The 24,466-nt window shown below is 26.5% G+C and carries 32 protein-coding genes and 1 tRNA gene; 28 read left to right on the forward strand and 5 right to left on the reverse strand.

Annotation, left to right across the window (positions count from 1 at the left end; all coding sequences use genetic code 11):
• Positions 1-178: 178 nt before the first annotated feature.
• Complete coding sequence (locus J7M87_RS07240; protein WP_291650101.1) at positions 179-1,444, reverse strand: L,D-transpeptidase; 1,266 nt, start codon at positions 1,442-1,444, stop codon at positions 179-181.
• Between the two features lie 159 nt (positions 1,445-1,603).
• Between J7M87_RS07240 and J7M87_RS07245 the strand changes: the two genes are divergently transcribed.
• From J7M87_RS07245 to J7M87_RS07255, 3 genes are all read left to right on the forward strand, one after another.
• Positions 1,604-2,365 carry a DUF1189 family protein gene (locus tag J7M87_RS07245; RefSeq protein WP_291650103.1) on the forward strand — a complete coding sequence of 254 codons (762 nt, stop codon included), beginning with the start codon at positions 1,604-1,606 and terminating at the stop codon, positions 2,363-2,365.
• Positions 2,366-2,642: 277 nt separating this feature from the next.
• Positions 2,643-3,545: a HAMP domain-containing sensor histidine kinase gene (locus tag J7M87_RS07250; protein ID WP_291650105.1), complete on the forward strand. Its 903-nt coding sequence runs from the start codon at positions 2,643-2,645 to the stop codon at positions 3,543-3,545.
• A gap of 81 nt (positions 3,546-3,626) precedes the next feature.
• Positions 3,627-3,703, forward strand: a tRNA-Arg gene (locus tag J7M87_RS07255).
• Between the two features lie 117 nt (positions 3,704-3,820).
• On the opposite strand, the gene J7M87_RS07260 is transcribed toward J7M87_RS07255, so the two are convergent.
• Together J7M87_RS07260 and J7M87_RS07265 are read right to left on the reverse strand one after the other, a co-directional pair.
• Positions 3,821-4,978 carry a site-specific integrase gene (locus tag J7M87_RS07260; protein ID WP_291650108.1) on the reverse strand — a complete coding sequence of 386 codons (1,158 nt, stop codon included), beginning with the start codon at positions 4,976-4,978 and terminating at the stop codon, positions 3,821-3,823.
• A 425-nt stretch (positions 4,979-5,403) separates the two neighbouring features.
• The gene (locus tag J7M87_RS07265; RefSeq protein WP_291650110.1) at positions 5,404-5,970 is read right to left on the reverse strand and encodes a helix-turn-helix transcriptional regulator; all 567 of its coding nucleotides are present in this window, start codon (positions 5,968-5,970) and stop codon (positions 5,404-5,406) included.
• Positions 5,971-6,210: 240 nt separating this feature from the next.
• On the opposite strand from J7M87_RS07265, the gene J7M87_RS07270 reads away from it, so the two are divergent.
• The 22 genes from J7M87_RS07270 to J7M87_RS07375 all read left to right on the forward strand — a co-directional run bounded on the left by J7M87_RS07270 (position 6,211) and on the right by J7M87_RS07375 (position 18,783).
• On the forward strand, positions 6,211-6,408 hold the full coding sequence (locus tag J7M87_RS07270; RefSeq protein WP_291650113.1) for a helix-turn-helix transcriptional regulator: 198 nt from the start codon (positions 6,211-6,213) through the stop codon (positions 6,406-6,408).
• A 147-nt stretch (positions 6,409-6,555) separates the two neighbouring features.
• Complete coding sequence (locus J7M87_RS07275) at positions 6,556-6,828, forward strand: helix-turn-helix domain-containing protein (protein WP_291650115.1); 273 nt, start codon at positions 6,556-6,558, stop codon at positions 6,826-6,828.
• Between the two features lie 10 nt (positions 6,829-6,838).
• Positions 6,839-7,018 (forward strand): hypothetical protein, encoded by a 180-nt coding sequence (locus tag J7M87_RS07280; protein WP_291650117.1) that lies wholly within the window; start codon positions 6,839-6,841, stop codon positions 7,016-7,018.
• A gap of 121 nt (positions 7,019-7,139) precedes the next feature.
• The gene (locus tag J7M87_RS07285; protein ID WP_291650119.1) at positions 7,140-7,931 is read left to right on the forward strand and encodes a Lin1244/Lin1753 domain-containing protein; all 792 of its coding nucleotides are present in this window, start codon (positions 7,140-7,142) and stop codon (positions 7,929-7,931) included.
• Positions 7,932-7,947: 16 nt separating this feature from the next.
• Positions 7,948-8,394 (forward strand): hypothetical protein, encoded by a 447-nt coding sequence (locus J7M87_RS07290; protein WP_291650120.1) that lies wholly within the window; start codon positions 7,948-7,950, stop codon positions 8,392-8,394.
• Positions 8,395-8,426: 32 nt separating this feature from the next.
• Positions 8,427-8,696 (forward strand): hypothetical protein, encoded by a 270-nt coding sequence (locus J7M87_RS07295; protein ID WP_291650122.1) that lies wholly within the window; start codon positions 8,427-8,429, stop codon positions 8,694-8,696.
• 25 nt (positions 8,697-8,721) lie between these two features.
• Positions 8,722-9,060 carry a hypothetical protein gene (locus tag J7M87_RS07300; protein WP_291650124.1) on the forward strand — a complete coding sequence of 113 codons (339 nt, stop codon included), beginning with the start codon at positions 8,722-8,724 and terminating at the stop codon, positions 9,058-9,060.
• 145 nt (positions 9,061-9,205) lie between these two features.
• A complete protein-coding gene (locus J7M87_RS07305) occupies positions 9,206-9,439 on the forward strand; it encodes a hypothetical protein (protein WP_291650126.1) in 234 nt (77 codons plus the stop codon).
• 3 nt (positions 9,440-9,442) lie between these two features.
• Positions 9,443-9,586: a hypothetical protein gene (locus J7M87_RS07310; protein WP_291650128.1), complete on the forward strand. Its 144-nt coding sequence runs from the start codon at positions 9,443-9,445 to the stop codon at positions 9,584-9,586.
• Positions 9,587-9,631: 45 nt separating this feature from the next.
• Positions 9,632-10,435 carry a hypothetical protein gene (locus tag J7M87_RS07315; RefSeq protein WP_291650130.1) on the forward strand — a complete coding sequence of 268 codons (804 nt, stop codon included), beginning with the start codon at positions 9,632-9,634 and terminating at the stop codon, positions 10,433-10,435.
• A 228-nt stretch (positions 10,436-10,663) separates the two neighbouring features.
• Positions 10,664-10,804, forward strand: coding sequence for a hypothetical protein (locus J7M87_RS07320; RefSeq protein ID WP_291650133.1), 141 nt, complete (start codon positions 10,664-10,666; stop codon positions 10,802-10,804).
• Complete coding sequence (locus J7M87_RS07325) at positions 10,804-11,400, forward strand: hypothetical protein (RefSeq protein ID WP_291650135.1); 597 nt, start codon at positions 10,804-10,806, stop codon at positions 11,398-11,400. Before J7M87_RS07320 ends, J7M87_RS07325 begins: the two co-directional genes overlap by 1 nt.
• A gap of 31 nt (positions 11,401-11,431) precedes the next feature.
• On the forward strand, positions 11,432-11,626 hold the full coding sequence (locus tag J7M87_RS07330) for a hypothetical protein (RefSeq protein WP_291650137.1): 195 nt from the start codon (positions 11,432-11,434) through the stop codon (positions 11,624-11,626).
• 175 nt (positions 11,627-11,801) lie between these two features.
• Positions 11,802-12,011, forward strand: a complete 210-nt coding sequence (locus tag J7M87_RS07335) for a hypothetical protein (protein WP_288236290.1) — start codon at positions 11,802-11,804, stop codon at positions 12,009-12,011.
• The gene (locus tag J7M87_RS07340) at positions 12,001-12,387 is read left to right on the forward strand and encodes a hypothetical protein (RefSeq protein ID WP_291650140.1); all 387 of its coding nucleotides are present in this window, start codon (positions 12,001-12,003) and stop codon (positions 12,385-12,387) included. The genes J7M87_RS07335 and J7M87_RS07340 overlap by 11 nt, the downstream gene beginning before the upstream one ends.
• A 34-nt stretch (positions 12,388-12,421) precedes the next feature.
• Positions 12,422-13,135, forward strand: coding sequence for a sigma-70 family RNA polymerase sigma factor (locus J7M87_RS07345; RefSeq protein ID WP_291650142.1), 714 nt, complete (start codon positions 12,422-12,424; stop codon positions 13,133-13,135).
• A 1-nt stretch (position 13,136) separates the two neighbouring features.
• Positions 13,137-13,325, forward strand: coding sequence for a hypothetical protein (locus J7M87_RS07350; protein ID WP_291650144.1), 189 nt, complete (start codon positions 13,137-13,139; stop codon positions 13,323-13,325).
• A gap of 603 nt (positions 13,326-13,928) precedes the next feature.
• Entirely contained in the window at positions 13,929-14,459 is a 531-nt protein-coding gene (locus J7M87_RS07355; protein ID WP_291650146.1) for a hypothetical protein, read from the forward strand.
• Positions 14,460-14,776: 317 nt separating this feature from the next.
• Complete coding sequence (locus tag J7M87_RS07360; protein WP_291650149.1) at positions 14,777-14,950, forward strand: hypothetical protein; 174 nt, start codon at positions 14,777-14,779, stop codon at positions 14,948-14,950.
• Positions 14,950-15,558 carry an N-acetyltransferase gene (locus J7M87_RS07365; protein WP_291650151.1) on the forward strand — a complete coding sequence of 203 codons (609 nt, stop codon included), beginning with the start codon at positions 14,950-14,952 and terminating at the stop codon, positions 15,556-15,558. The genes J7M87_RS07360 and J7M87_RS07365 overlap by 1 nt, the downstream gene beginning before the upstream one ends.
• Positions 15,559-16,161: 603 nt before the next feature.
• Positions 16,162-17,304, forward strand: a complete 1,143-nt coding sequence (locus tag J7M87_RS07370; RefSeq protein WP_291650152.1) for a DUF1887 family CARF protein — start codon at positions 16,162-16,164, stop codon at positions 17,302-17,304.
• Positions 17,305-17,418: 114 nt separating this feature from the next.
• Entirely contained in the window at positions 17,419-18,783 is a 1,365-nt protein-coding gene (locus tag J7M87_RS07375) for a 6-phospho-beta-glucosidase (RefSeq protein ID WP_291650155.1), read from the forward strand.
• Between the two features lie 161 nt (positions 18,784-18,944).
• Here the strand turns inward: J7M87_RS07375 and J7M87_RS07380 are convergent, their stop codons facing one another.
• Together J7M87_RS07380 and J7M87_RS07385 are read right to left on the reverse strand one after the other, a co-directional pair.
• On the reverse strand, positions 18,945-19,748 hold the full coding sequence (locus J7M87_RS07380) for a MurR/RpiR family transcriptional regulator (protein WP_291650157.1): 804 nt from the start codon (positions 19,746-19,748) through the stop codon (positions 18,945-18,947).
• 116 nt (positions 19,749-19,864) lie between these two features.
• Positions 19,865-20,752: a phosphatidylserine decarboxylase gene (locus J7M87_RS07385; protein ID WP_291650159.1), complete on the reverse strand. Its 888-nt coding sequence runs from the start codon at positions 20,750-20,752 to the stop codon at positions 19,865-19,867.
• Positions 20,753-20,895: 143 nt separating this feature from the next.
• Between J7M87_RS07385 and J7M87_RS07390 the strand changes: the two genes are divergently transcribed.
• The 3 genes from J7M87_RS07390 (at position 20,896) to J7M87_RS07400 (ending at position 24,267) form a co-directional block, all read left to right on the forward strand.
• Positions 20,896-21,225, forward strand: coding sequence for a DUF1622 domain-containing protein (locus tag J7M87_RS07390; RefSeq protein ID WP_291650161.1), 330 nt, complete (start codon positions 20,896-20,898; stop codon positions 21,223-21,225).
• A 299-nt stretch (positions 21,226-21,524) separates the two neighbouring features.
• Positions 21,525-23,249, forward strand: a complete 1,725-nt coding sequence (locus J7M87_RS07395) for a ferredoxin hydrogenase (RefSeq protein WP_291650162.1) — start codon at positions 21,525-21,527, stop codon at positions 23,247-23,249.
• Between the two features lie 232 nt (positions 23,250-23,481).
• Entirely contained in the window at positions 23,482-24,267 is a 786-nt protein-coding gene (locus J7M87_RS07400) for a Cof-type HAD-IIB family hydrolase (protein ID WP_291650164.1), read from the forward strand.
• The last annotated feature ends 199 nt before the right edge of the window (positions 24,268-24,466 follow it).

Here is a 24,466-nt window from a genome sequence, read left to right on the forward strand (position 1 = left end):
GTATCAAAATTGTAATTGCTACTTTATTTTTAGATTTCCTAAGCAAAAGGCACCAAATAAGATGAACTATTCTTATTTGATGCTCTTGTTTGTTATTATATAATATTTAATTTGGGGGTAGAACAATCTAATATTTTTAGGGGAAGCTATTTAGAGACAGTTACATTTTTGATATATATTAATTTATTATAATCTTAGTATCATTTGCAATATTATCGTATAACCATTTAGCATCTTCTACTTTTAATCTTATACAGCCATGAGATGCAGGAGTACCAAGAGTATCATCTAAAACAACAGTTTGAGTTTCATCAAATGGAATAGAGTGAAATAAGTAATCACCCATAAATTGAACCCAGTACTTACCTCCTTGACCAAACTCATCTGAGAAGAACCACTCACCCCTATTAGTAACTGAAAATATTCCTTTAGGGGTTTCTTTACCAGGAAGACCGGTAGAAGAAGGAAATTCTTTAACTAAGTTCCAATTATTAGTTGATCCTTCATAAACATAAGTTTTTTGTTCTTCTAAATTTAAGTAAACAAAATAATTTGTTTTACTATTGATAGATAGAGTGTTTACATTATCAAGTGTTATTGCTTGAAGAATTGCATTAGAAGTATATTCAGAATCGTCTCCTTGGTACTCTTCACGAAACATCTCTATAGAGCTAATTTTATTGTTTATTTCAGTTATATCAGTTTTAGTTAATAATTTTGAATCATATTCAGATAAAAAATTTATTGCTTTAGTATAATATTTATTTGCAACTAATTCATCAGCTGATTCAAGTAAGTAATCTTTGTAATTTGTCTTACATTTCTCTATGTATTCTTGAGCTAGTTCATAATCATTAGCTAAAGAACTAGGAATTAGACTAAAATATTTCATTGCTCTTGAATAATCTTTTGAGTTAAAGGCTGAAATACCTAAGTTTAAGTAATTATCAGTATCTGCTGAAATATCATTAGAATCATCATTTGAATCATCAGTTGTAGAAGACATTTCATTAGTAGAATTACCTTCAGTAGTTGAAACTATACTATTACTATCTTTATAGTCTAATGCAGAAATCAATTTATCTAAAGATGAATTTAATACATTATAGCTTTTAATTTCATTTAGTACACTTAATGCTTGATTGGTGGTAATCTCATTTTTAGATAAAGAAATACATATTTTATCAACTATATCTGTAAAGTAATCATTTAAATCAGAATTAAGTTGTTTTTCCTTTAAAGATAAAATTTTATTACTTAAAGTAGTTTTTGCATCTGAAAACTCACAATTATTAAAGGCTTTATAAAAGCTAGAAGTCACCTTACTATATTGAGAGCTCAAGTAAATATTTGCTCCAAATCCTAATAAAATAAATAGAATCATAGAAGACAGAATCATAAAGATTGAAATTTTATTTTGGGGTTTGGATTTATTATTATACATTTTTATACCTCCTTACAACTTATACTATTAATCATTAACAAAAAGCCTAAAATCTAATCTTAAAAATTAATCTTTATAAAAATAAGAGTTGTTTATAAAAGTGAATACATATGATAGAATATTTATTAAGCATTAAATTCCATATAATTGGAGGTAATTATGAAGGATAATATAGGCTTTATGGATAAAGTCAAAATTAGTATTTATGAGGTAGGAAGATACAAAGAATTATTAAAGTTACGATTTTCTCATGCATTAGTATATTCTATATTATTAAGCGTATTAGTTGGATGTATATCGGGAATTATGAAGTTTGCTAGTATAACTACAATGCAAAATTCTATAAAACAAATAATGGCGAGTGATGAATTTGAGTTCGAAATGAAGGATGGAATATTAGATTTTAAAAATTCTCCTATTAAAAGAGAAGCAGGGAAGTTTCTTGTTTTAATTAATACGGATATATCACTTGAAGAAGTTGATACTATAAGAAAGATAGTAATTCATAAGGAGGTTTCTTTATCTATACTAAAAGATGGAATATCGTATAGGGCTAATGATGAAGTGCGTTCATTTAAATATAGTGATTTACCAGTGTTATTTAGCGATATGGATAATGAAACTATTTTAAGAGCAACCAATATTATGGGAATATTTAAATACAGTATATTTATATTTAATATTTTATATACTTATTTAGTTCTTTTATTCAATTCATTTATGCTATCCTTAGTAGGAGTAATTCTAAGTAAAATGAATAATATTAACATAAATTATGAAGGGGTTTTTAAATTATGTATATATGCAATGACACTACCAACATTAATTAATTTAATTTATCCACTAGGATCAATTAGTATATTAATTTCAGGTGTTTATTTAATACTTGCAATGAATAAAATAAGAAGTAATACGATTTAATTTTAAAATAATAAAATCTTATCAAATAAATTTAATCTATTTGTTAGGATTTTTATTAAATATAAGTAATTTTTTTATAGATAATAATAGTTGTAGAATATCAATTCTACTTATAGTTTAGAATAATTATGATTGTGTATAAATTATCTAAGATAATGTTTTATCCAATATTTTGGAAAATAAAATCAAAAGACCTTGTTGGAAAAATATGCATATGGTAAACTATTTATATAACATTCAAACAAAGTCTAAGACTGTTATGAAAGGAATTATTATCATGATTAATAATGAATTTATAGGGAAATTAGATAATAAAATGGATATCAGTGAAATTATATTAAATGGAAATTTTAATTTTACAAATGAAGAGTCAATAAATATCATAACAGGATTAATAGATAAAAATAGTAAACAAGAAAATTTTTTGCTTAATATTTCTCATGATTTAAGAGGACATTTAAATGTAATATTAAGTATTATGCAATGTATAGATTATGGGAGCATATCTATTAATGATAAAAAAGCAATAGAATATATGAAAATAGTAAAAAGAAATAGTCTAAAGATGTTAAAGTTAGTAAATAATTTAATTGATACAACAAAGCTAGAAAACAACTATTATATTTTACATAAAAAAAATATAGATATTATATCTATGATAGAAGGAACTATAAGTTGTATAGATAAATATGCAAAGCAAAAGAATATACAGCTTATATTTGATACAAATGAAGAGGAATGCATAATGGCAGTAGATCCAGATGTTATTGATAGAATTATAATGAATTTAATATCAAATTCTATTAAATTTTCATATACTAATACAAATGTGTATATAAATATAATGGTTGTGGGAGATAAAATTACTATATCTATAAGGGATGAGGGGCCAGGAATATCAAGGAAATATCAAGAAAAGGTTTTTAATAGGTTCTATCAAGTATCTAATAAAAAAGATAGAGAAAATTCAGGAAGTGGAATAGGATTGGATTTAGTAAATTATTTAGTGAAATCTATGGATGGAAGTATTGAATTGAAAAGTGAAGAGGGAAATGGGTGTGAGTTTATAATAACGCTACCAATAACAATTGTAGAGGAACAAGATGATTTTTGCATAAGAGATGAAAGTAATAAAATACAAATGCTAGAAGTAGAATTTTCAGATATATATAATAATTGATAATGCATAATATTTTATAAAAATTAGTTGCTTGATTTATTTAAGTAGTTATGATAATATAAATATTGTTAAAATTTATATGCGGTGGTAGCTCAGTTGGATAGAGTAGCTGGCTACGAACCAGTTGGTCGGGGGTTCGAATCCTCTCCGCCGTACCATAAAAGCCTTGTAAGCACTAAGTTTACAGGGTTTTTTATTTTGAAAAAATGAGTCGTTTTTAACATTTTGCCCCTCTTTTTGCCCCTTATAGGTTTTTAAAATAGAAATTATTTAGTTTATTTAATACCAACTTTACTATATAAATCATTTAATTTACTTATAGCATTTCCTTTTAAAGAATCTAATACATGAGTATATGTGTCTAAAGTTATAGATATATTACTATGGCCTAATAACTCCTGGACAGTTTTAGGTTCTTCACCTAATTCAAAAAGTCTAGTAGCATATGTATGCCTCAAGTCATGGAACTTTCTTGTTGGTATATTATTATCTTTTAATATCTTCTTAAATTTCTTTAATACATTACCACTATCTAAATACTTACCAAAATTATTAGAAAAGACTAGATTATTATCCTCATATAGATTAGAAACTTTTAATTTTAAAGCCTTTTGGTTTAATCTATGACGATTTAGTTTATCTATTAAGTGATAAGGGATAGGAACAACTCTAATACCTTTTTTAGTTTTAGGTGATTGAATTATATTTTCATATTCTCCAGTATCAGTATTTTTAACTCTTTTAAATGTTTTATTAACATATATAACCTTATTTTTTAAATCTATATCATTCCATGTAAGGGCAAATAATTCTCCTTGTCTTAATCCAGTATCCAAAGCAGTTATAAATAACATTTCTAAATCATTGCCTTTTATAGCCTCTATAAACTTTAGTTGTTCATCTAGGGTAAAAGGTATTACATCATTAGATTTGCCTATATTTTGAGGTGTTTTAGGCAATACAATAGCCTTAGAGAAGTCTTTTAATATTCTATTGCTAATATTAGCGTATCTAATACATGGAGCTATAAGCTTATTAAGATTAGTTATAACAGAGATACTTTTACCATTAGAAACTAAATCATTATAATAGTTTTGTATATGAGAGGGTTCAAGATCCTTAAGTTTTATATTATATATAGGGCTATTTTCTATATAATTTCTGTATATACCGTCATATCTTTCTTTAGTTGCTGCTTTCTTATCAGCCATATGAGTATTATAAAGCCAGTCTTTAAAGAAAGCTCCAAATAAAGCTCTATTATCAGTAATATTATTATTAAGCTCATTCTTTAAATCTTTGATTTTTTCCTCAAGTTCTTTTACTGTACTTCCATATATATCTTTTGGATTCTTTAAGTTCTTATGTCTTAGTCTATAAAAGTAATATTCTTTACCATTTTTAATTTTCTTTTTATAGATAGTTTTAGCCATTAAACACAGCTCCTTTCTATATACTATTTATAAAGATTCAGTTAGAGTTATCGTCAAAAATGACAAAAACCTAAAATCAAGATTTTCGTTGTTTAGAACTAATATAGTTATCATAAAAATAAACATAGTAACTACATTTAGATGTCATTTAAGGTAATATCTAAAACGGTGAATATTAACTACCTAAATTTTAAGGTAGTTAATCCTAATGTAGTTACCTTTGAATTTTAAATAGTATCTACATAGCCACGTCAATTTTGGCTTCGCTCCTAAAGTCAGTCGATTTAATTGACTGAGATTTTAGGTATTATAAAAAAGTAATGAAATAACTATAATTGGTATCAATATAATTAATAGAAATTAATAATAATTACCCGAAGGAAAATTTCCCTTGGGGTAATATATATTTAGCAATGCTATATAAGTTATTTAGCAAGTAATCGGTCATCCCATGTAAAAGAGCAATTAAATGGGGAGCATACCTCTTTATCTAAATTACTAATTATTTCATCTGTTATCCTGTCTTCAAGATCATTTAAGAAAGAAACAGGCAAAGAATTGAATGTATTAATTAATAACGAATTTTCTCTTATTAAATCTTCATCATTATCATTAGATTCTTCATCAAAAAGAGTAACATAAATTTCTAAATCAGATATTTTTTCATCTAAAAAATAAACATAACAATCCCCTGTTAACTCGCATCTAAAAGTTCTAGAGTTTTTGGTTATTTCAATATCAATAAATAACATATCATCATAATCAATTCTAGCACTAACTATTTTAATATCTATAGGGATGTGTGAAATTAGTAGTTCAGGACCTACTTTCAGATAATTACATAGAGTATTTATTGTATCAAATTGAATCCCTTGAGCTTTATTGCTACTTAGTGATGTCAAAGTAGTTCTTGATATTCCGGTATCCTTAGATACTTTTGTTATTCTAAGATTTCTTTCTGCTAAAAGGATAGATAAATTGCATCTAATCATAAAATCACCTCTTGTACAAATTGTACAATTGATTGAACAAAATTGCAATTATTTTTAAAAAAAGTATTGCAAAATATATTTTTTTAAAATATAATGCAAATATAAATGTTCAATATATTGGACAAAATATTAAAAAACAGAACGAAAAATGTTGTTTAAGGGCAAAATGAATATATTATTATTCAAACTAAACTAATTCTGATTTTAATATTAAAATCAACTTAATAGGGAGGTGATAAGATGTTAGCATTAAAAATTGCTAGAGTAAAAAAGGGGTGGACACAAGAGCAACTTGCTAAAGAATCAGGTGTTGGAAGAGTTACTATTTCAAATATAGAAAGAAAAGGAATAGAAAATATTCCGGTATATACTCTGAGAAAAATTGCAAAGGCACTTGATACAACAGTACAAGAGTTATTCTTTAGTGAAGAAGAATAAGAAAAAGCAAATTTGAATTTTAAAAACATATCTAAAACTCTTTGGAAAAATATTTACGAAAAATAAATCATATCTAAATTGACATTACAGAGTAAGACATAAGTAAAGTGCAACACTTTAAATTAATAAATAATGGAGGATAGGAAAATGGAAAACTTAGAACAATTAACACTTAATCAAATAGTAGGAGTGTTAAAGGAACTTACAGGAAGGTTAGAGGAAATAAAAGAAGCTCCAAAAGATGAAAAGTTAGTATTATTACCTAATGAAGCTATGAAGCTTTTAGGAGTAGGACGTAACACAATGTATGAGGATTTATTAAAGCGAGATGACTTCCCTAAATTTAGGATAAATTCGAAGTTCTTTATTCCTAAAAAAGAATTAGAAATATGGGTAAACTCTCAATGTAAGAAAAGTTAATGAGAAATTTATGAGTTCATTATTAGAAAGATTTAAGAAGATCTATGAAGAATGTACAAGCTATAAAGTATCTTGGAGTAAAATAGATGAAAATAATAATTTAACTGTAGGAATAGTTAATGCAGCAGGAGAAGAACAGTTTTATTTAAAGGTTAGGGAATACCCTAATGGAGAAATTTATTGGTTTTAGGAGGATTAATATGGATATAAAGATATTTAGAGCATATGTGAAGTTATGTAAAGAATGGGATAAAGAAATTTCTTGGCAAGGTTTAAATAATTTTAGACTAGCTTTTAAGTAGGTGATATGAATGGCAAGACCAATAAAAGAAGGAATGGACTATTTTCCACATGATACAGATGCATCAAGTGATGAAAAGATAGAGTTATTAACGGGAATCTATGGAAATGACGGATATGCATTTTATTTTATAATGTTAGAGCGAATTTATAGGAATAAGGATTTTTGTATAGATGTTTCTGACGCAGAAACTAAAGAAGAAATGTTCCAAATATTAAGTAAAAAAACAAGATTATCATTAGAAGAATTTAATAAGATTTTAAAAACATCATTTAAGTATGGATTATTTGATAAAAAATTGTATGAGGAAAAAGGAATTATAACAAGTGATGGTATTCAAAAAAGAGCTGGTACAGTAGTTGCAAAAAGAATTGCAATGCAGAATAGGTATAAAAAGAAGATTTCTGACGCAGAAACTAAGGAAGGAATTAAGACAGAAACACAACAAAGTAAAGAAAAGGAAAGTAAAGAAAAGGAAAGTAAAGTAAAGAAAATAAAAGAAGAGAAAATAATAGATGAATTGGGTGGTAGTTGTAGTAGTGATTTTAATATTTATCAATATATGCAACAAAGAGGGTTTATAGTTATAAGTCCTATAATGGCAGAACAGGTAAAAACTGATATAGAACTTTATTCATTAGAGGAAGTAAAACAGGCTATTGATATAGCTGACAATAATGGAAAGCATACATATAGTTATGTTAAAGGAATATTGGAGAAAAGAAGAGCAGGGGTTAAAGCTGAAAATGATGAACTTTTAGAAATAAAACGAAGAATGGAAAGAGGAGAAGATCCTTTTTAAAGGGGTGATATTTTAAATGACTAAGCATGAATTTATGGAGTATCTTGATTACTTAAAAAAGGTGTTTCCTAGAGCACCGGTACCTAAAGATAAAGATGTTATAGCAGTTTGGTATAAGGGATTTGAAAATACAAGAATAGAAATAGCAAGAGAAATGGCAATGATGTATTTACAAGAAGAACAAGGAGGATTCAACTATTCGAAGTTATTACAGTATAAAAGTAAGGCTATGGCTGGGAAGGCTCAAATAGAAGAGAACAGACCAATATATGATTGTAAACTGTGTAATGGTAGTGGAGTTGTAATAGTAGAAAACTTTAAAAAAGAACATATATATCAATATGCTTATAGATGTAGATGTAGGAATGCACAGTATTATATGAGTTATCCAGAGATTACAGAGGAAGTGGTTAAAGATAAAAGATTAATAGATGGAGTATTCAAAATCGTAAAAGCCAGCTAATAAATAATGTGTAGATGGAAGGAGATAGATTTATGTTAAAAAGTGAATTGGAAACTGTAGAGAGTAACTTTAATGAATTAAGACTCTTAGTTGGAAAGTTATTTTTAGATGATAAGTTCATGGATCTAGTTGATTTACTTAAATTAATTTCTAAAAATAAATTAATACTTGATAATTTACAATTAATTTGTGACGGGGTTAAGAATGGTAATATTAACAAAGTCCTTGACTTAACATATGAATTATTAAATGCTGCAGGGAAAGAAGAATTTAAGGATATAGCTGAAAAATATGGATTATAAAAAATATACTAGGAGGGGTTTAAAAATGAATAAAGATAATTTAAGAAAAGTAAAGTGGGTTGTAGACATTGAGTATCATTATGGCAATAAAAAGCTAACAAAAGAACAAGGTAATATTTATACTGGTACAGTATTTTTAATTGATGATGATTATGAGGAAACTTCAATTAAAGAAATTGGAAAAGATAATTTCAACAAAATAAAGCCAGTAGAAATATATGAATATGGGTATTTTCATCAATGGATTGTTGAGAATTATGGTAATTCCTATGAAGGATTTTCAACATATGTATATGCATTAATTGAAACAGAGAAGGGGGATGTTTGTAAACTTAGTTATGATGGATTCACTTTTATTGATTAAAAGAAAGAAAAGTAAAAAGAAAAAAGCTTATAGATACTACCAATACCTATAAGCAAGGAGCTATCCATAGGATAACACACAGTCTAGCAACTTAAGTGTATCCTATAAGCTCCTAAAAATCAATGGAATTAGGAGGAATTTAGAAATGATTAGGTTATCAGAAAAAAGAAAAAGTGAAGTAACAAATACAAGAATATTTAAATATAAAGGTGTAGTTCATATAGTAACAGAGATGAAAGAAGATATTAAAGGCTTTACTGGTTGCTATCAGAAGAAATATGGGGTTAAGTGTTGTCTTATAAATTCTAATTTAGATCCAATAGAAAAGAGAAGAACATTACATAATTTAATAAAAGAAAAGCATTTAACTAGGTGGTAGGCTATGGTAAAGATACAAATTAGATATGAGAATGAAATAGAAAAGCTTAAGATATTAGAGGTTTTATCTAAAGGAATTAAGATAAATAAGATAAGTAAACCTAGTAAGACAGGTAGATATTATAGGGTTTATGTAGATATAGAGTAGGTACTAGAGAATAAATCAAAGCAACTACAAAGAAGGTGATATAAAATGTATTGTGTGATACAAGAAGTAGAACTTAAGAAAGAAAATACTCATGGTGAGTATAAAGAGTTAGAGGCATATTATACATCATGGGTAATAGATGGAGTTGAAGGTGGAACATATGGATATAGATATACTGGAGATAGATTTAAAAGACCTATTAAGAAGACTTATAAGATAAGTATTCATAAGAGCTATAGAGAAGATGGTAAAGTAAAAAAGAAACAGTGGGTTATATGTACTATGGGATATTACGATATCATTAGCTTTGGTTCATGGATAGGTGATTATTGCAATATAAATTCAAAATGTGAATCAATCGGATTAACGGAAGATGAACTTTGTGAACTTGTATATAAAAAGCTTGATCCATTAGTCAAGAAGATAGAAGAAGAGTATCAGCAGACGGAAGAATATAAAACTTATGAGAAACATAGAAAAATAATAGATAAATATTTAGAAGATAAAGCAGCATTTGAGAAAATATATGGTAGTAACTCTTATGATAAGTGCTATGATGTGTTTGGAACTCTTAGAAATAGTGAAATGTTAGAGAATATTAAAATACAATATGAAGCAGCTAAAGAATATCAGCGTAGTTATTATGAAAACTTTAGGAGTAACTACAGTAATTATAATTCATATAGTAGTTATCAGAGTAATAAAGGAAGTACCTACAATGAAGAAGATAAAAACAAGTATAAAAAACTATATAGAGCCTTAGCAAAAGAATTTCACCCAGATAGAGCTAAAGATGATGGGGAAATGATGAAGTTAGTTAATCAATTAAAAGATGAATGGGGTATTTAGTAGTTATCTAATAAATTTATTCGGTAACTACGCTTAAAGCCTTTGTATGACTGGATTTAGAACAGATTTTATGATAAAATAAATATAAAGAGAAACATAAAAAGAACAAGTAAATAATTTAGTACCACATTAAAAAATGTAAGGCCATGATGCCACGGGAAAATATATCAGTTTAAGAGCTGAATATTATCTCGTGGCTTTTTATTTTGCAATAAAGGAGTTGTTAGTATGGAAGCTAGTGCTAAATTAGCAAGGCGAGAGTATATGCGACAATGGAGAGCTAGAAATAAGGATAAAGTAAAAGCTAACCAAGAGAGATACTGGGAAAATAAAGCTAAAAAATTAAAGAGTGAAGGAGAAAGAAAATAATGAAGTTTTTAAAAGAATTGGATAATGAAATTGACAAGGCACAAAATACAAGTGAGGTTGTATCTAAACTAGAGAAATGTAAATCTGATATGGATAATTGTAATGATCAAATTCTAAAATTAGAAGAAGAATTTAAGAAGAGCTTAGACAGTACTATTCCAGAAAAGATAAATGAATTAAGACATAATATAGATAAGCTAGAAACAGAGGTTAAATTATTAAATCAAATGCTTAATACAGATGTAATTATATATCCCAAGATAGATATAATTAAGGGATTAGATGAAGAATATAAGAGCTCTTCATTAGATAAATTAAAAGAGGAAATTATTAATTCTCAAAGACAATATTTAGAAGGGCTTAAAGATTATACTATTAAAATTAGTGAAATGTTAAATATTAAAAAAGAAATAAATATGAGAAGTAATCATATAGATGAGGGGATATTATCAGAAGTTTTTGAATGGTTTGATAATAAAGGGAATGATTTGAAGTTAAATATAGAACCTATATCTTCACCAAATAATAATACAGGAAGAATAGAGAAAGAAGCTATACGAGAATTAGATATACAATTAGATAAACTAGGAAAATAGGGATTTTAATTAGGTTAGGAGGATAAGTGATATGAATTTATATCAACAAGTACAAGCTGAAATAAAGAGAGAAATGGAATTACGGGAAAGAGAAGAAAATTTAAAAAAGAAAGAGAAAGAAATAGAAGAGAAGATAAAGGCTGCAAGTGAAAATAATAAAAGTAATTATGTAAATTATAGTGAAATGAGTGACGCTGAATATTACGCAGCTACTTATAAAAAATAAAGTTTGCAACATAAGTAAATAGGTTTTATAGGTACTTAATATTTGTAAGTACCTTTTTTATAAATATATTTTATATAGAAATTAATAAATATAGTATTAAAAGGCTACTTTTTGCTTATTAAAAATATAGTTGAATCATTGATATTACAAGAGAAGAAAGGAGGGAGTACCCCATATGGAAAAAAAGATAAGATATAGATTAAATAATCCTAAAGAAATAAGAAAAGTTTTAGCCAAGGTTACCAATCAATTAGCAAATAATGAAATAGATCATAAAAGGGCGAATACGATAGCTTATTTATGTAATTGTATTTTGCAGAGTATAAGAACAGATGAATTAGAAAAGCAAATACAAGAACTGGAGGAGCTAGTAAATGATAAGTAATAAAAGAATATCAAAATTGAAAAAAGAAATTTATAAAATAAAAGGAGATCTTAAATATTCAAAGTTTCTAGTAAAAACTAGAGAGGGCCTATATTTATTTCAATTAAGAAAAAATACTGAAAATCATAAAGAATGTTATACACCAATAGATAATCCAAGAGATGGATTAGAAGTAGTTGAATGTAGTGATTATAGCATAGATGATATTTTAATTGTAGGGAATGGAGAGAGTGAGCCTACAGTATTAATAGATGACATTTTAGAAGATATTCCTAATGATGTGAAGGAAAGATTTAAAAATTCTTGTATTAAGAATCCGGATAATCCATACAAGGAATTAAGTACAGAAGATTTAAAAGCTTTAATAGATTTATAAACAAATAAACTTCGACTTAAAGAGGTGATTTAGAGTGAGTAATGAAGAATTAGTACAAATATATCAAAGTGGAGATAATAAAGCATTAGACGAGCTAATACAAGCAAATACTGGCATAATAAATAAAATATCAAATAAATATGATGGAATAAATAGAGAGTTAGAATTTGATGATTTATTTCAAAATGGAGTTTTAGGACTTATTGCAGCAGCTAAAAAGTATAAATTTGATATAGAGAATAAAGCTAAATTTATTACTTATTCAGTTTACTATATAGACAGGCATATACATAGGAGTGTAAATGGTGGTAGTAGTAAGGAGATAGGTAATAATAAGCTTTATAGCAGTTGTACAAGTCTTAATATTCCTATGGGGGAAGAAGGAGAAACAAGAGAATTAGGGGAGTTTATAGAAGATATAGACTATGGGTTTGAAAACATAGAAGAAAAGCTATTTCTAAAGAATTTAAGGAAAGAATTAGAGGAGCTTATGCAAACTCATAACACTTTAGAACAAAGAGAAATATTAAAGTTTAAATACGGTTGGAACACTACACCAATGAAATTAGACGATATAGGAGATATATTAGGCATTACAAGTAATAAAGTAAGGAATTTAGAGAGTGCAGCATTAAGAAAGCTAAGAAATAGTAGTTGGGCCATGAATCATATAAAAGAATTTGCAGAGCTTGGATATATAGATAAGTTTTATTTAGAGGTATTTAGAGATTGGGGAATAGAGGTATAGCATGGTTAAAGCTAAAGATATAATTAAAATAAAGAAAGAACATGAGAAGTATAAGAGGTTACAAGAAAATGAAACGGACTTTTTAAAGAAATTAAAGTATGGAATGATCTTTAGAGAATATGAAGATAAAATGATGGATATAGAGATTCAATTATTAAATATAGAGTTTGGAATATATAAAAGTCCTTAATTACATAAGAATGTATTCATAGATAAATACATCAATAAGATACCAGTTGAAAGGCTAGTTGATAAATATAGATTATCTAGGACAACTATATATAGAATTTCTAATAAAGCTAAGGAATTATTTGAGAGTAATAGATGGAAAATTTAAATATTAAAGAAGGTATTGATATACTATTTCGTAGTTTATATAGCGAAATAGTATTTTTATTTATTAAAGTTTAGCTAAAGTAAACCAAATCTTATATTTTTATTATTTATAAATGGCTTAAATAGGTGCTTTGAAACAATTTCGCTAAATAGTGATTATACGAAATATTATTGGAATAAGTTATCTAAAATAATATCATTTATATTTTATTAGTGGGTATTTATAGAGATATAGATGTATTTTATTGTATAATTATGGCATGGGAGGGGAGATAAAATGAATTATTCAGATTGGGTATTATCAATATATGATGAATATAGAAAAAAATTCCGAGAGAGTAAAGACAATAATTATAATTTTTTTTAAGAATTTAAGCATTTAGAAACAATATTAAAATTGAAATTAATATCTTTCATATTAGTAATGATTGTAGGGATAGCAATATATGTATGTGGAATGATATTAAAAAGGGTAGATATATATATATTAGGAATAATATTAGTAATAATTCCACCATCGATAGTGTATTATATGGATAAGTTATCTTTACAGTATTATAAGGAAAATAAAAATATTTTAGAGGAAATACTCGAAGTCGAAGGTTTAAATAATGAAATGGCTATTAAAGAGTTAATTAGAGAAACCGAAGGCTTTTTTTCTAGATTTAAGAGCTCTAGAATAGCTATGCTAATAAGAAGTATGTTATCTTTTATAACGGTTTTAGGACCAACATACATTTTAAGCAAGATAGATGATCAAACAATTATAAATATGCTTATAATAATGTTTATCATAATAATTTTTGGTAGTTTAATGTATTTTATAATAAGTAACATATCAGGTGGGAAAATAGCACGTAGAAGAGAATTTAATCAATTATTAAAAATAATTCTTTTTTATAAAAAAAATTCCACAAATGATATTGAATATGTGAAATCAGTTGAAGATATTGAGAAAATTAGTAAAAAAGAAATTAATTTAAAGTGATTTATATATTAGTAATATTTAATAAATATTTATAGTAGAATTATAATTGAAGGACGAGGGAATTTTTCACTCGTCTTTTAGTATTATATATACATACTATATAATAAGTCTAAGGAAGTATTTAAAAGTAATAAATCGAAAATTAAATTTATATTTTTTATTATCAAAAACAATAAAATTACATATATTATAATATAAATCTAAATTATTAAAAAATAACAAAATGATTTTGTTTACAAAATATAAAAATGTGCTAAAATAAAGATAAATAATAGTTTTCTATGTGACAAATGTATTTAATAGAGAGGTTGATGTATATGGCAACTAAGAGTATTTATAAAAATGTTAATCTAAAGAATAAAACACTTACAAGAGGATTAATATTAGCTTTAGAAAACGCCATGAATAAACAAGAAAAAGAAGTTCAAATAAGTAAATCAGTAAAAGAAATTAAGGGAAATGATTTAAAGAAAATATTTGGAGATAATTAATGACAGGGTTTAATATAATAGCTTTAAAAGAAATGATTGAACAATTAGGAGAGGAAAAAACTAAAGAAATTCTCTCCGATTTTTATTGTCCTAAAAATCCAGATGTTGAAAAATTTATTAGATATAAGGCTATTGAATTTGCAAAACAGAATATAGCTCCAACTCATTTAATTTTTTCATCATATAAAAACAAAGTGAGATTAATAGGATATTATACTCTAACAGTTAAAAGCTTTTATGTTTCAAAATCTAAGCTAAGTAAAAGCTTAGCAAAGAGAATATCAAAATTTGGAACATATGACGAGAATATTAAAGGATATCATATTTCAGCTCCTTTGATAGCTCAATTAGGAAAAAATTTTAATGATAATCTTAATGAATTAATTACTGGTGATGAATTATTAAAATTAGCTTGTGATAAAATAAAAAGTATTCAAGATGAAATAGGTGGGAAAGTTACATATTTAGAGTGTGAGGACAAGCCTAAACTTATAGAATTTTACGAATCAAATGGATTCGTCAATTTCGGTAAAAGAGAATTGGATAAAGATGAAAAAGACGATTTAAGTGGTCAATATCTTATTCAAATGCTTAAGTACTTAAGTTAATTTAATATATATAGATATTAAATTCTTTATAAAAATTTGCCCTTATTTTTGCCCCTTATAGTATAAAAATAAAAGGGGCAAATTAAAATAAATTAAAAAGAGAATATACGTAAAATAAGGAGTTTCAACGTATTTAAAATATATTAAAAATATATGAAACGACCCAGTTGGTCGGGGGTTCGAATCCTCTCCGCCGTACCATAAAAGCCTTGTAAATGCTAAGTTTACAAGGCTTTTTTATTTTGCAAAAGTGATTTTTTTTATATTTTTGACCATTATAAATTTTAAAAGGCAAAAATAAGTGAGATAATTAATATACAATTATTATATTACTAATTGTACATTAATATTAGAGAGTTATTTAAAGTAAAAGGTAAAATGAATAAGTTAAATTTAAAAAGCCAATAGAATATGCAAATAAAGTTCTACTCAAAGGCTGTTAAACTTAATAAAAATCTAGAAAAAATATAAAAGCAGAGATTTCCTAATGAAATTTCTCCTTTTATATTATAGGAATATAAGGTATATGAGTTTAGTTAGGATAAAAATGCTTCCTTTGGATAAATTAAAAACATATAAAGTAAAAAAAGAAGGATTAGAGATATGAATGTAGATATATTAATAAATCAATTAGATGAACATAATCAAGCTAATATATTAGCAACTAAAAAATTTAATCCAAAGGAAGTCTTGTTTATATATGATAAAGGTAACGAAACTCTAATGGATTCTGTAAAAAAATATTATCAAAATTATATTCCAAATGTGAAATTTAATAAGATTATTATTAATGAAGGCGAAATTTATAAATTAGTTAAAATAATAAATGAAAATAAAAATAGGAATATATTAGTTAACTTAACAGGTGGTAGTAGAATAAATTCATTGGCATTATTAAATGTAAGTAAAGATAATTTGTTGAATTCGATATATGTAGATATCAAAAATAAGTTTTTATATATTTTTGATAAGGATATTAAAGTTATTAAGGAAGAATATGAAGATATGCAATTAGATAATCTTATAAAAGCATCTGGAGGAGAACTTTTAAATGATGCAAGTGATCTTTGTGATAAGGATGATTTAATTTATTTAACTAAAAAGATATATGAAAATTTAGAATTATGGCATAAGTATAAGCAAAAGTTATATGATTCAAATATTTTCACACATGATTATCAGGATACTAAAAAGATTATTATAAAAACTGAATTTTTAGCGCAAGAGGAAAAGGATATATTAAACAAAATATTAAGTAAGTTAAAAGAAATTAATGGAATAGATTATAATAAGGATTCTAATAATAATATCTATGTTAATTTTAAAAATGAATATTTAAAATCATTTATATTTAAAAGTGGCACTTGGCTTGAGATGGCAACAAATATTATGATTAGTCAAATTAAAGAAATAGATGAAGTGAAAAGTGGAGTTATGTTCTTATGGAATGATAAGAGTAAGATAGTTAGAAATGAAGTTGATGTAGTTGCAGTAAAAGATTCAGTTCCTATTTGTATATCATGTAAAGATAGTGATAAATATAATGAAGATGCATTAAATGAATTAGATGTATATAGTAAGCAAATTGGAGGAGAAAAAGTATATAAAATTTTAGTTGCAACAAAAGAACCTGTGAAGGCAGCAGTTAAAGAAAGAGCAAAAGAAATGGGTATAAATCTTATAATTTTTAATGGCAATGAAGAAAAATTTAAATCTGAAATAAAAAATATAATTATAAAAAATTAAGTTTAAACTTAAAGTTCAATTAGATTTTCAAATTTTGAAATTGTTTTCTGAAAGATATAGCTATAATTAAGGTATAGAGATAATGAGTATTTAAAAGTTATGGAGGTTAAGTATATGGATAAAAAAGGTTTAAAGATAGTTACAATAGGTGGTGGATCAAGTTATACGCCTGAATTAGTAGAGGGATTAATTAAGAGATATGACGAAATGCCTGTAAGCGATTATTGGCTAGTAGATATTGAAGAAGGTAAAGAAAAATTAGAAATAGTTGGTGCATTAGCAAAAAGAATGGTAGAAAAAGCAGGAGTACCAATGAATATCCATTTAACTTTAGATAGAAGAGAAGCTTTAAAGGATGCAGATTTTGTAACAACACAACTAAGAGTAGGGTTATTACCTGCAAGAGTTAAAGATGAAAGAATTCCATTAAGCCATGGATTTTTAGGACAAGAAACTAATGGAGCTGGTGGATTATTTAAAGCACTAAGAACTGTACCAGTTATATTAGAAATAGCAAAGGATATAAGTGAATTATGTCCAGATGCATGGTTAATAAACTTTACAAATCCAGCTGGAATAGTTACTGAAGCTTTATTAAGATATGGAGTTCATAAAAAGGTAGTAGGAGTTTGTAATGTTCCTATTGGGTTACAATATTCATTTGCTGATATATTAGGTGTAAATAGTGATAGAGTAACAGTAGACTTTGCTGGATTAAACCATATGGTTTATGCAGAAAAAGTTTATTTAGATGGCAATGATGTTACAGCAGAAGTTATAAAAGAATTAACATCACCTGACTCAAAGACACAAACAATGGCAAATATAAAGGGATTCGATTGGGATGTTGCAACAATGAAGGCGTTTGGAATAATTCCTTGTCCTTATCATAGATATTATTATAAAACAAGAGATATGTTAAACAGTGAATTGGAAGAGTTCAAAAAAGGAAAAACTAGAGCAGAAGTAGTAATGGAAGTAGAAAAAAAATTATTTGAAATGTATAAAGATGTTAATCTAGAAGAAAAACCAGAAGAATTAGCTAAACGTGGTGGAGCTCACTATTCAGATGTTGCATGTAATGTTATAAATGGAATATATAATGATAAAAATACTATAATTGCTGTAAACACTAGAAATAATGGAACTTTAAAGCAGTTTGAAGATGATTCAGCTGTAGAAGTAAGTTGTTATGTAGGAAAGAATGGACCAGTTCCAGTAGAAACAGTTACTGACTTACCAGTATTTGCACAAGGTTTAGTTGGACAAATAAAATCATTTGAAAGACTAGCAGCAGAAGCAGCATACACAGGAGATTATAATATAGCATTATTAGCAATGGTAACTAATCCATTAATATCTGATGACATAAGAGGAAGAAAATTATTAAATGAAATGTTATTAGCTCATAAGAATTATCTACCTCAATTTAAAGATGTTATAGAAAAAATTGAAAGGGTAGAAAGAGCGGAATTTTAGAATAATTAAAAAATGAAAAAATGAAAAAGTGAAGTAACGAGAAATTAAGGAAATAACTCATCAATATGAGTTATGGAATAAAAAAGAACTCAATTTTTAAATTGAGTTCTTTTTGCTTACTGAAGCTAGCACAAAGTAGACTTTCCATAACTTTTTCCCTATTAATTATTTCTATACATGCTTCCGTATCTTACATAAATATATTCAATTAGATAACTCAAGTCATATCTATGGTTTTGAACATATTCATTTGAATCATTTCTAGGTGGTAGATAAATTATATAATCGCTTCTTTTTATATATTCAAGTTTATGTTGTTCGGTAATAACCACCACTGTAGCTGAGCTTTTCTCTATTTTTTCCCAAAGCCTTTCATGATATAGCGTAAATCTACCAGTAGGAGAAATAAGAATTGCTAAAGAGTTTTTATCCAAATCATCAGCTAGTCTTTCTTGTTCTTGAACATCATTTGCATGATAAATAAGTTTAGATATATTAGCTAGTTTACGTTGTAAGTCTTGAGCCATTAATTGTGAAAATTGTGTTCCGAATATGCATACATTATTGCTATTAAAAATAAGTTCTACTACTCTATCAATAACTTTTAGATCTATAAATGATTTAAGGGTTTCTATTTCATTTATGATTTCTAAAGACATATTACTTAATATATCTTCTCTTGAAAGATCATAATACATGGCTTTAGGTTTCATAAGACCTTCAGTATAATTCCCTATATTTATTTTTATGTTTTCTTTAAACTCTATAAAATTAGAATAGCCTAACTTATGACAGAATCTTGTTATTGCAGCTGGTGATGTAAAACAAATATCAGCTAGCTTGCTTATAGACATATTTGGAATAGATCGAATATTTCTAAGCATAGTTATTGCTATATTATAATTAATATCATTCTCTTTACTACTATTTAAAAATAATAGTAATCTATATATTAAATCCCCCATAAATTCTTACTCCTGTAATATATTCTAATTAAATAAAAAATTTTATATTAGTTAAGGTAATAATTTGTTTTATGTAGTTCTATAAATTATAAAAATTAATTAAGCAATTAATCTTACTAGATTTTTTTGCCTATTACTTCACCCATTAAGACTTTGCATTCAAATCCAAGTTCTGTTTGACTTATTATATCTTCATCAATTTTAATTGTATCCTTTTTAAATAAAAGAATTGTTGTTGAACCACCAAATTTAAAGTAGCCTTTTTCTTCTCCTTTTACAACCTTATTATCTGGAGTATATGTTTGTATAATTGTTCCAACACAAGTGGCACCAACTTCAATATGAATAATATCACCAAAGTTATCAGATTTAAATAAGCTCCATTCTCTTTTATTTTGACAATAAAGCTTAGGAATTCTTTCAAGGGCAACTGGATTAACAGAATAATAGTTACCATTTATGAAGTTACTTTGCATAGGAGTTCCATTATCAACAAAATGGAATCTATGATAGTCTGTAGGACAAAGCCTTAGAACTAAACATACTCCACCTTCATATTCCTTAGCTATATCATTATCAGCAATTAATTCAGATAAACTATAATGAATTCCTTTAACTTGAACTAATTTATCTACAGATATATTTTCATATGCAAATAACCTTCCATCTCCAGGAGAAATAAGAAGATTATTATCAACTGGAATTGGTCTAGCATCTTCTGTTAAAGCTCTAACAAAAAAATCGTTGAAGTTATTAAAGTCATCAATTGTGCTTGAACTTATATTCATATCTATATCAAAGTCTTTTATAAAGTTAGGTATTTTCTTCTTGCTTAATGAAGTATCGCAATAAGCTCCATAAAGTTTTGAAAATAATTTTTTCTTAACTAAAAGCTCAGTTAGGCTTTTTCCAACAGGTGAATCATAAGACCACCTTATATAATTTTCACCGGCAACTTTTTCTACTTCATAATTATTTGTTTTTCTATTATATACTTGTATCATATGGTACCTCATATAAATATATTTTATAGTATTATATTAACATAAAAACGCAATAAAAATTCTAAATTTGTTTAAATTCGCTTTACTTATTTTTTATTATAAAAGATAATTGTTGATAAGAACAAGTTTGGAGGGGATGGGTTTTGATAGAATATTTTGTTGAGTTGATAACTCCAGTTGCTATACACCTTTTGGAGTCAATGGGAATACTGATAATAATAGTTGGTGCAATTAAAGCCTTTTATAAGTTTATATTAAACATAATTACTAAAAATAATTATCCTATAAAAGTAGAATTCGCACAGTCATTAACACTTGCACTTGAATTTAAGTTAGGAGCAGAAATATTAAAAACAGTAATAGTAAGATCTTTAGATGAAATGTACATATTAGCAGCAATAATAATTTTAAGGGCTATACTAGCTTTTGTAATACATTGGGAAATGAAAGCAGATTCTCATGGAGAACAATAAATGTCGAAAAATTTACATTAAATAATATAAATTTAAAAAAAAATTTACAGTTTATTAAAAAGACATTTAAAGTAATGTCTTTTTATTTGCATTTTAACAAAAAGAGTTAAAAGAATACACTTTTAACTATAATTTTACATTGTTCATATGAATTTTTTGTCGTAAAATCATAAGTGGAGAAATAGAATAAAATAATAATGATTAAAAGATAGTAATTATTGTGAAAATGGTGTAAAATGAAATTGTTAATATTCTAACGAAATTAATTTAATTACCATTCGGTTATAGGGGGAGTTATAATGAAGAACATAACTATTAATGGAAATAAAATTCTAGTAAATGACAATAAGAACTTGATGAAAATAGCTAAAGAGAACGGAATAGATATTCCAGCTTTATGTTTTTTAGAGGATTGTAGCAATGTTGGACAATGTGGAGTATGTCTAGTTGAAGTTGAAGGTCAAGAAGACTTAGTGAAAGCATGTTGCCTTATTCCAGAGGATGGAATGGTTATTAATACTAATACAGAAAGAGTTCAAGAAGAAGTTAAAAGTACAGTTTCATCATTATTAGATAAACATGAATTCAAATGCGGACCATGTAAAAGAAGAGAAAACTGTGAATTTTTAAAGTTAGTAATAAAAACTAAAGCAAGAGCTTCTAAGCCTTTTGTTGTTGCAGATAAATCAGAATATTTAGATGATAGAAGTAAATCAATAGTTTTAGATAGAACAAAGTGTGTTACATGTGGAAGATGTGTAGCTGCATGTAAAACGAAAACAGGAACTGAATCAATAAAGTTTATAGAAGTGGATGGGCAAAAAATAGTTGGACCAGAAAACTTAAAATGTTTTGATGATACTAATTGTTTATTATGTGGACAATGTGTAGCTGCATGTCCAGTAGATGCATTATCAGAAAAATCGCATATGGATAGAGTAAAAGAAGCATTAGCAGATCAAGAGAAACATGTTATAGTAGCAATGGCACCATCAGTTAGAACTGCCATGGGAGAACTATTTAAGATGGGCTATGGGGTAGATGTTACAGGAAAAGTATATACAGCATTAAGAGAACTTGGCTTCGATAAGATTTTTGATATAAACTTTGGAGCTGACATGACAATTATGGAAGAAGCTACAGAATTAATTGAAAGAATTAAAACTGGTGGACCGTTCCCTATGTTTACATCTTGTTGTCCTGCATGGGTTAGACAAGTTGAAAATTACTATCCAAACTTTATAGAGCATTTATCAAGTGCTAAGTCACCACAACAAATATTTGGAACAGCTAGTAAAACTTATTACCCACAAGTTGCAGATGTAGATCCAAAGAATGTATTTACAGTAACAATAATGCCTTGTACTGCTAAGAAGTATGAAGCAGATAGACCAGAAATGGAAAATAACGGTATAAGAAATATAGATGCTGTAATAACAACTAGAGAATTAGCAAAAATGATTAAGGATGCAAAAATAGATTTTGCTAAACTTGAAGATAGTGAAGCAGATCCAGCAATGGGAGAATACACTGGGGCAGGTGCTATATTTGGAGCGACTGGTGGTGTTATGGAAGCTGCACTAAGAACAGCAAAAGATTTTGTTGAAGGTAAGGATTTAGAAAATATAGAGTATGAACAAGTAAGAGGTTTAGCTGGAATAAAAGAAGCTACAGTTGAAATAGGTGGAGAAAATTATAATGTTGCAGTTATAAACGGAGCTTCAAGTCTATTTGATTTTATGAAGAGTGGTAAAATTAACGATAAGAAATATCACTTTATAGAAGTAATGGCATGCCCAGGTGGATGTGTAAATGGAGGTGGACAACCTCACGTAAATGCATCAGATAGATTAAGTATGGATATTAGAAGCGTAAGAGCATCCGTATTATATAACCAAGATAAAAACTTAAAGAAGAGAAAATCACATGAAAATGGCGCTTTAAATAAGATGTATGAAACATTTATGGGGGAACCAGGACATGGAAAGGCTCATGAATTACTTCATATAAAATATAATAAATAAAGTAAGTTAAAATAAAAAAGCAAAATAACATTATATCAGTGTTATTTTGCTTTTTGTTTTTTCCTTGATATTCTTATATGTGTATATAATACTTTTATCATGCAACTATTTGGATATAATTTACATGTTGTATGAATGCATAGTTTAATTTTAAAATTTCATATCTTAAAAAATAAAGTTATATCTATATGTTATAATTTGAAAGGAGAAAGTATTAGGAGAGTGTATATAGATGAAATATTTAGCTTGTGATTTAGATGGAACTTTAGTACAGCATGATGAGATTATTAAAGAAGAAGATATAAATGCAATATTAAAACTTAAGGAAAAAGGACATAAATTTATAATATCAACAGGGAGAAGCTTAGAAGGGATATATAAAATATTTAATAAGTATCCAGAAATAAAGTATGATTATATAGTTGCATGCAATGGTTCCATAATAATTGATAATAACAGTAATGTAATTTATGATAATTATATAAGTAGTGAAGTTGCAGAAGAAGTATTTAGAGATTTTATGGATGAAGATGGCATTTGTGTTCATTTTGAATATGAAGGAAGTAACTATCTTATAGATCCAGAAGATTATAGTGGAATGGAACATTTAATGGAATATTTTAAAGGGGTAATATCAAAGGAAGATGTATTTTCAGAAAAAAGAAATTACTCAATTATAAGTTTATTTACAAAAAATATGGATATAGTTAGAGCTGAAGAAGCGAAAGAGTTATTAATAAAGAAGTATGGACATGCCTTGGAAGCCTTTAGAAATCAATATTTTGTTGATATAGCTCCTAAGGATTGCTCAAAAGGAAACGGACTAAAAAAATTATTAGAACTTAATAACTTAGATATAGAAAAGCTTTATGCAATTGGAGATTCATATAATGACTTATCTATGTTTAAATTAACTAACAATAGCTTCACATTTCATCATGCAGAAGAGCAACTAAAAGTTTATGCTAATAATCATGTTTCAAGTGTTAGTGAATGTATAGAAAGGATGATAAAGTAGTAACTACTTAATGTGATATTATAATATATCAAATTAAATTCAAAATTTTCAATATTGACAATAAGAGTAAATTATAATAGAATTATTTCAATTAAATAGTTTTGAGTAGTTATGTCGCCGGATATAATATTCGTATAACAAGCATTAGGAATTCATACCATTAGGCCTTTGGGTATGAACCACCTAATGTTTTTTTGTT

Origin of the sequence: Clostridium sp. (assembly GCF_017888565.1) — a bacterium.
In the GTDB taxonomy this organism is placed as follows: Bacteria; Bacillota; Clostridia; order Clostridiales; family Clostridiaceae; genus Clostridium.

Excerpts from the sequence above, each read along its gene's own strand:
- J7M87_RS07240 (WP_291650101.1), bottom strand. The coding sequence starts at position 1,444 with ATGTATAATAATAAATCCAAACCCCAAAATAAAATTTCAATCTTTATG.
- J7M87_RS07245 (WP_291650103.1), top strand. The coding sequence starts at position 1,604 with ATGAAGGATAATATAGGCTTTATGGATAAAGTCAAAATTAGTATTTAT.
- J7M87_RS07250 (WP_291650105.1), top strand. The coding sequence starts at position 2,643 with ATGATTAATAATGAATTTATAGGGAAATTAGATAATAAAATGGATATC.
- J7M87_RS07260 (WP_291650108.1), bottom strand. The coding sequence starts at position 4,978 with ATGGCTAAAACTATCTATAAAAAGAAAATTAAAAATGGTAAAGAATAT.
- J7M87_RS07265 (WP_291650110.1), bottom strand. The coding sequence starts at position 5,970 with ATGATTAGATGCAATTTATCTATCCTTTTAGCAGAAAGAAATCTTAGA.
- J7M87_RS07270 (WP_291650113.1), top strand. The coding sequence starts at position 6,211 with ATGTTAGCATTAAAAATTGCTAGAGTAAAAAAGGGGTGGACACAAGAG.
- J7M87_RS07275 (WP_291650115.1), top strand. The coding sequence starts at position 6,556 with ATGGAAAACTTAGAACAATTAACACTTAATCAAATAGTAGGAGTGTTA.
- J7M87_RS07280 (WP_291650117.1), top strand. The coding sequence starts at position 6,839 with ATGAGTTCATTATTAGAAAGATTTAAGAAGATCTATGAAGAATGTACA.
- J7M87_RS07285 (WP_291650119.1), top strand. The coding sequence starts at position 7,140 with ATGGCAAGACCAATAAAAGAAGGAATGGACTATTTTCCACATGATACA.
- J7M87_RS07290 (WP_291650120.1), top strand. The coding sequence starts at position 7,948 with ATGACTAAGCATGAATTTATGGAGTATCTTGATTACTTAAAAAAGGTG.
- J7M87_RS07295 (WP_291650122.1), top strand. The coding sequence starts at position 8,427 with ATGTTAAAAAGTGAATTGGAAACTGTAGAGAGTAACTTTAATGAATTA.
- J7M87_RS07300 (WP_291650124.1), top strand. The coding sequence starts at position 8,722 with ATGAATAAAGATAATTTAAGAAAAGTAAAGTGGGTTGTAGACATTGAG.
- J7M87_RS07305 (WP_291650126.1), top strand. The coding sequence starts at position 9,206 with ATGATTAGGTTATCAGAAAAAAGAAAAAGTGAAGTAACAAATACAAGA.
- J7M87_RS07310 (WP_291650128.1), top strand. The coding sequence starts at position 9,443 with ATGGTAAAGATACAAATTAGATATGAGAATGAAATAGAAAAGCTTAAG.
- J7M87_RS07315 (WP_291650130.1), top strand. The coding sequence starts at position 9,632 with ATGTATTGTGTGATACAAGAAGTAGAACTTAAGAAAGAAAATACTCAT.
- J7M87_RS07320 (WP_291650133.1), top strand. The coding sequence starts at position 10,664 with ATGGAAGCTAGTGCTAAATTAGCAAGGCGAGAGTATATGCGACAATGG.
- J7M87_RS07325 (WP_291650135.1), top strand. The coding sequence starts at position 10,804 with ATGAAGTTTTTAAAAGAATTGGATAATGAAATTGACAAGGCACAAAAT.
- J7M87_RS07330 (WP_291650137.1), top strand. The coding sequence starts at position 11,432 with ATGAATTTATATCAACAAGTACAAGCTGAAATAAAGAGAGAAATGGAA.
- J7M87_RS07335 (WP_288236290.1), top strand. The coding sequence starts at position 11,802 with ATGGAAAAAAAGATAAGATATAGATTAAATAATCCTAAAGAAATAAGA.
- J7M87_RS07340 (WP_291650140.1), top strand. The coding sequence starts at position 12,001 with ATGATAAGTAATAAAAGAATATCAAAATTGAAAAAAGAAATTTATAAA.
- J7M87_RS07350 (WP_291650144.1), top strand. The coding sequence starts at position 13,137 with ATGGTTAAAGCTAAAGATATAATTAAAATAAAGAAAGAACATGAGAAG.
- J7M87_RS07355 (WP_291650146.1), top strand. The coding sequence starts at position 13,929 with ATGATATTAAAAAGGGTAGATATATATATATTAGGAATAATATTAGTA.
- J7M87_RS07360 (WP_291650149.1), top strand. The coding sequence starts at position 14,777 with ATGGCAACTAAGAGTATTTATAAAAATGTTAATCTAAAGAATAAAACA.
- J7M87_RS07365 (WP_291650151.1), top strand. The coding sequence starts at position 14,950 with ATGACAGGGTTTAATATAATAGCTTTAAAAGAAATGATTGAACAATTA.
- J7M87_RS07370 (WP_291650152.1), top strand. The coding sequence starts at position 16,162 with ATGAATGTAGATATATTAATAAATCAATTAGATGAACATAATCAAGCT.
- J7M87_RS07375 (WP_291650155.1), top strand. The coding sequence starts at position 17,419 with ATGGATAAAAAAGGTTTAAAGATAGTTACAATAGGTGGTGGATCAAGT.
- J7M87_RS07380 (WP_291650157.1), bottom strand. The coding sequence starts at position 19,748 with ATGGGGGATTTAATATATAGATTACTATTATTTTTAAATAGTAGTAAA.
- J7M87_RS07385 (WP_291650159.1), bottom strand. The coding sequence starts at position 20,752 with ATGATACAAGTATATAATAGAAAAACAAATAATTATGAAGTAGAAAAA.
- J7M87_RS07395 (WP_291650162.1), top strand. The coding sequence starts at position 21,525 with ATGAAGAACATAACTATTAATGGAAATAAAATTCTAGTAAATGACAAT.
- J7M87_RS07400 (WP_291650164.1), top strand. The coding sequence starts at position 23,482 with ATGAAATATTTAGCTTGTGATTTAGATGGAACTTTAGTACAGCATGAT.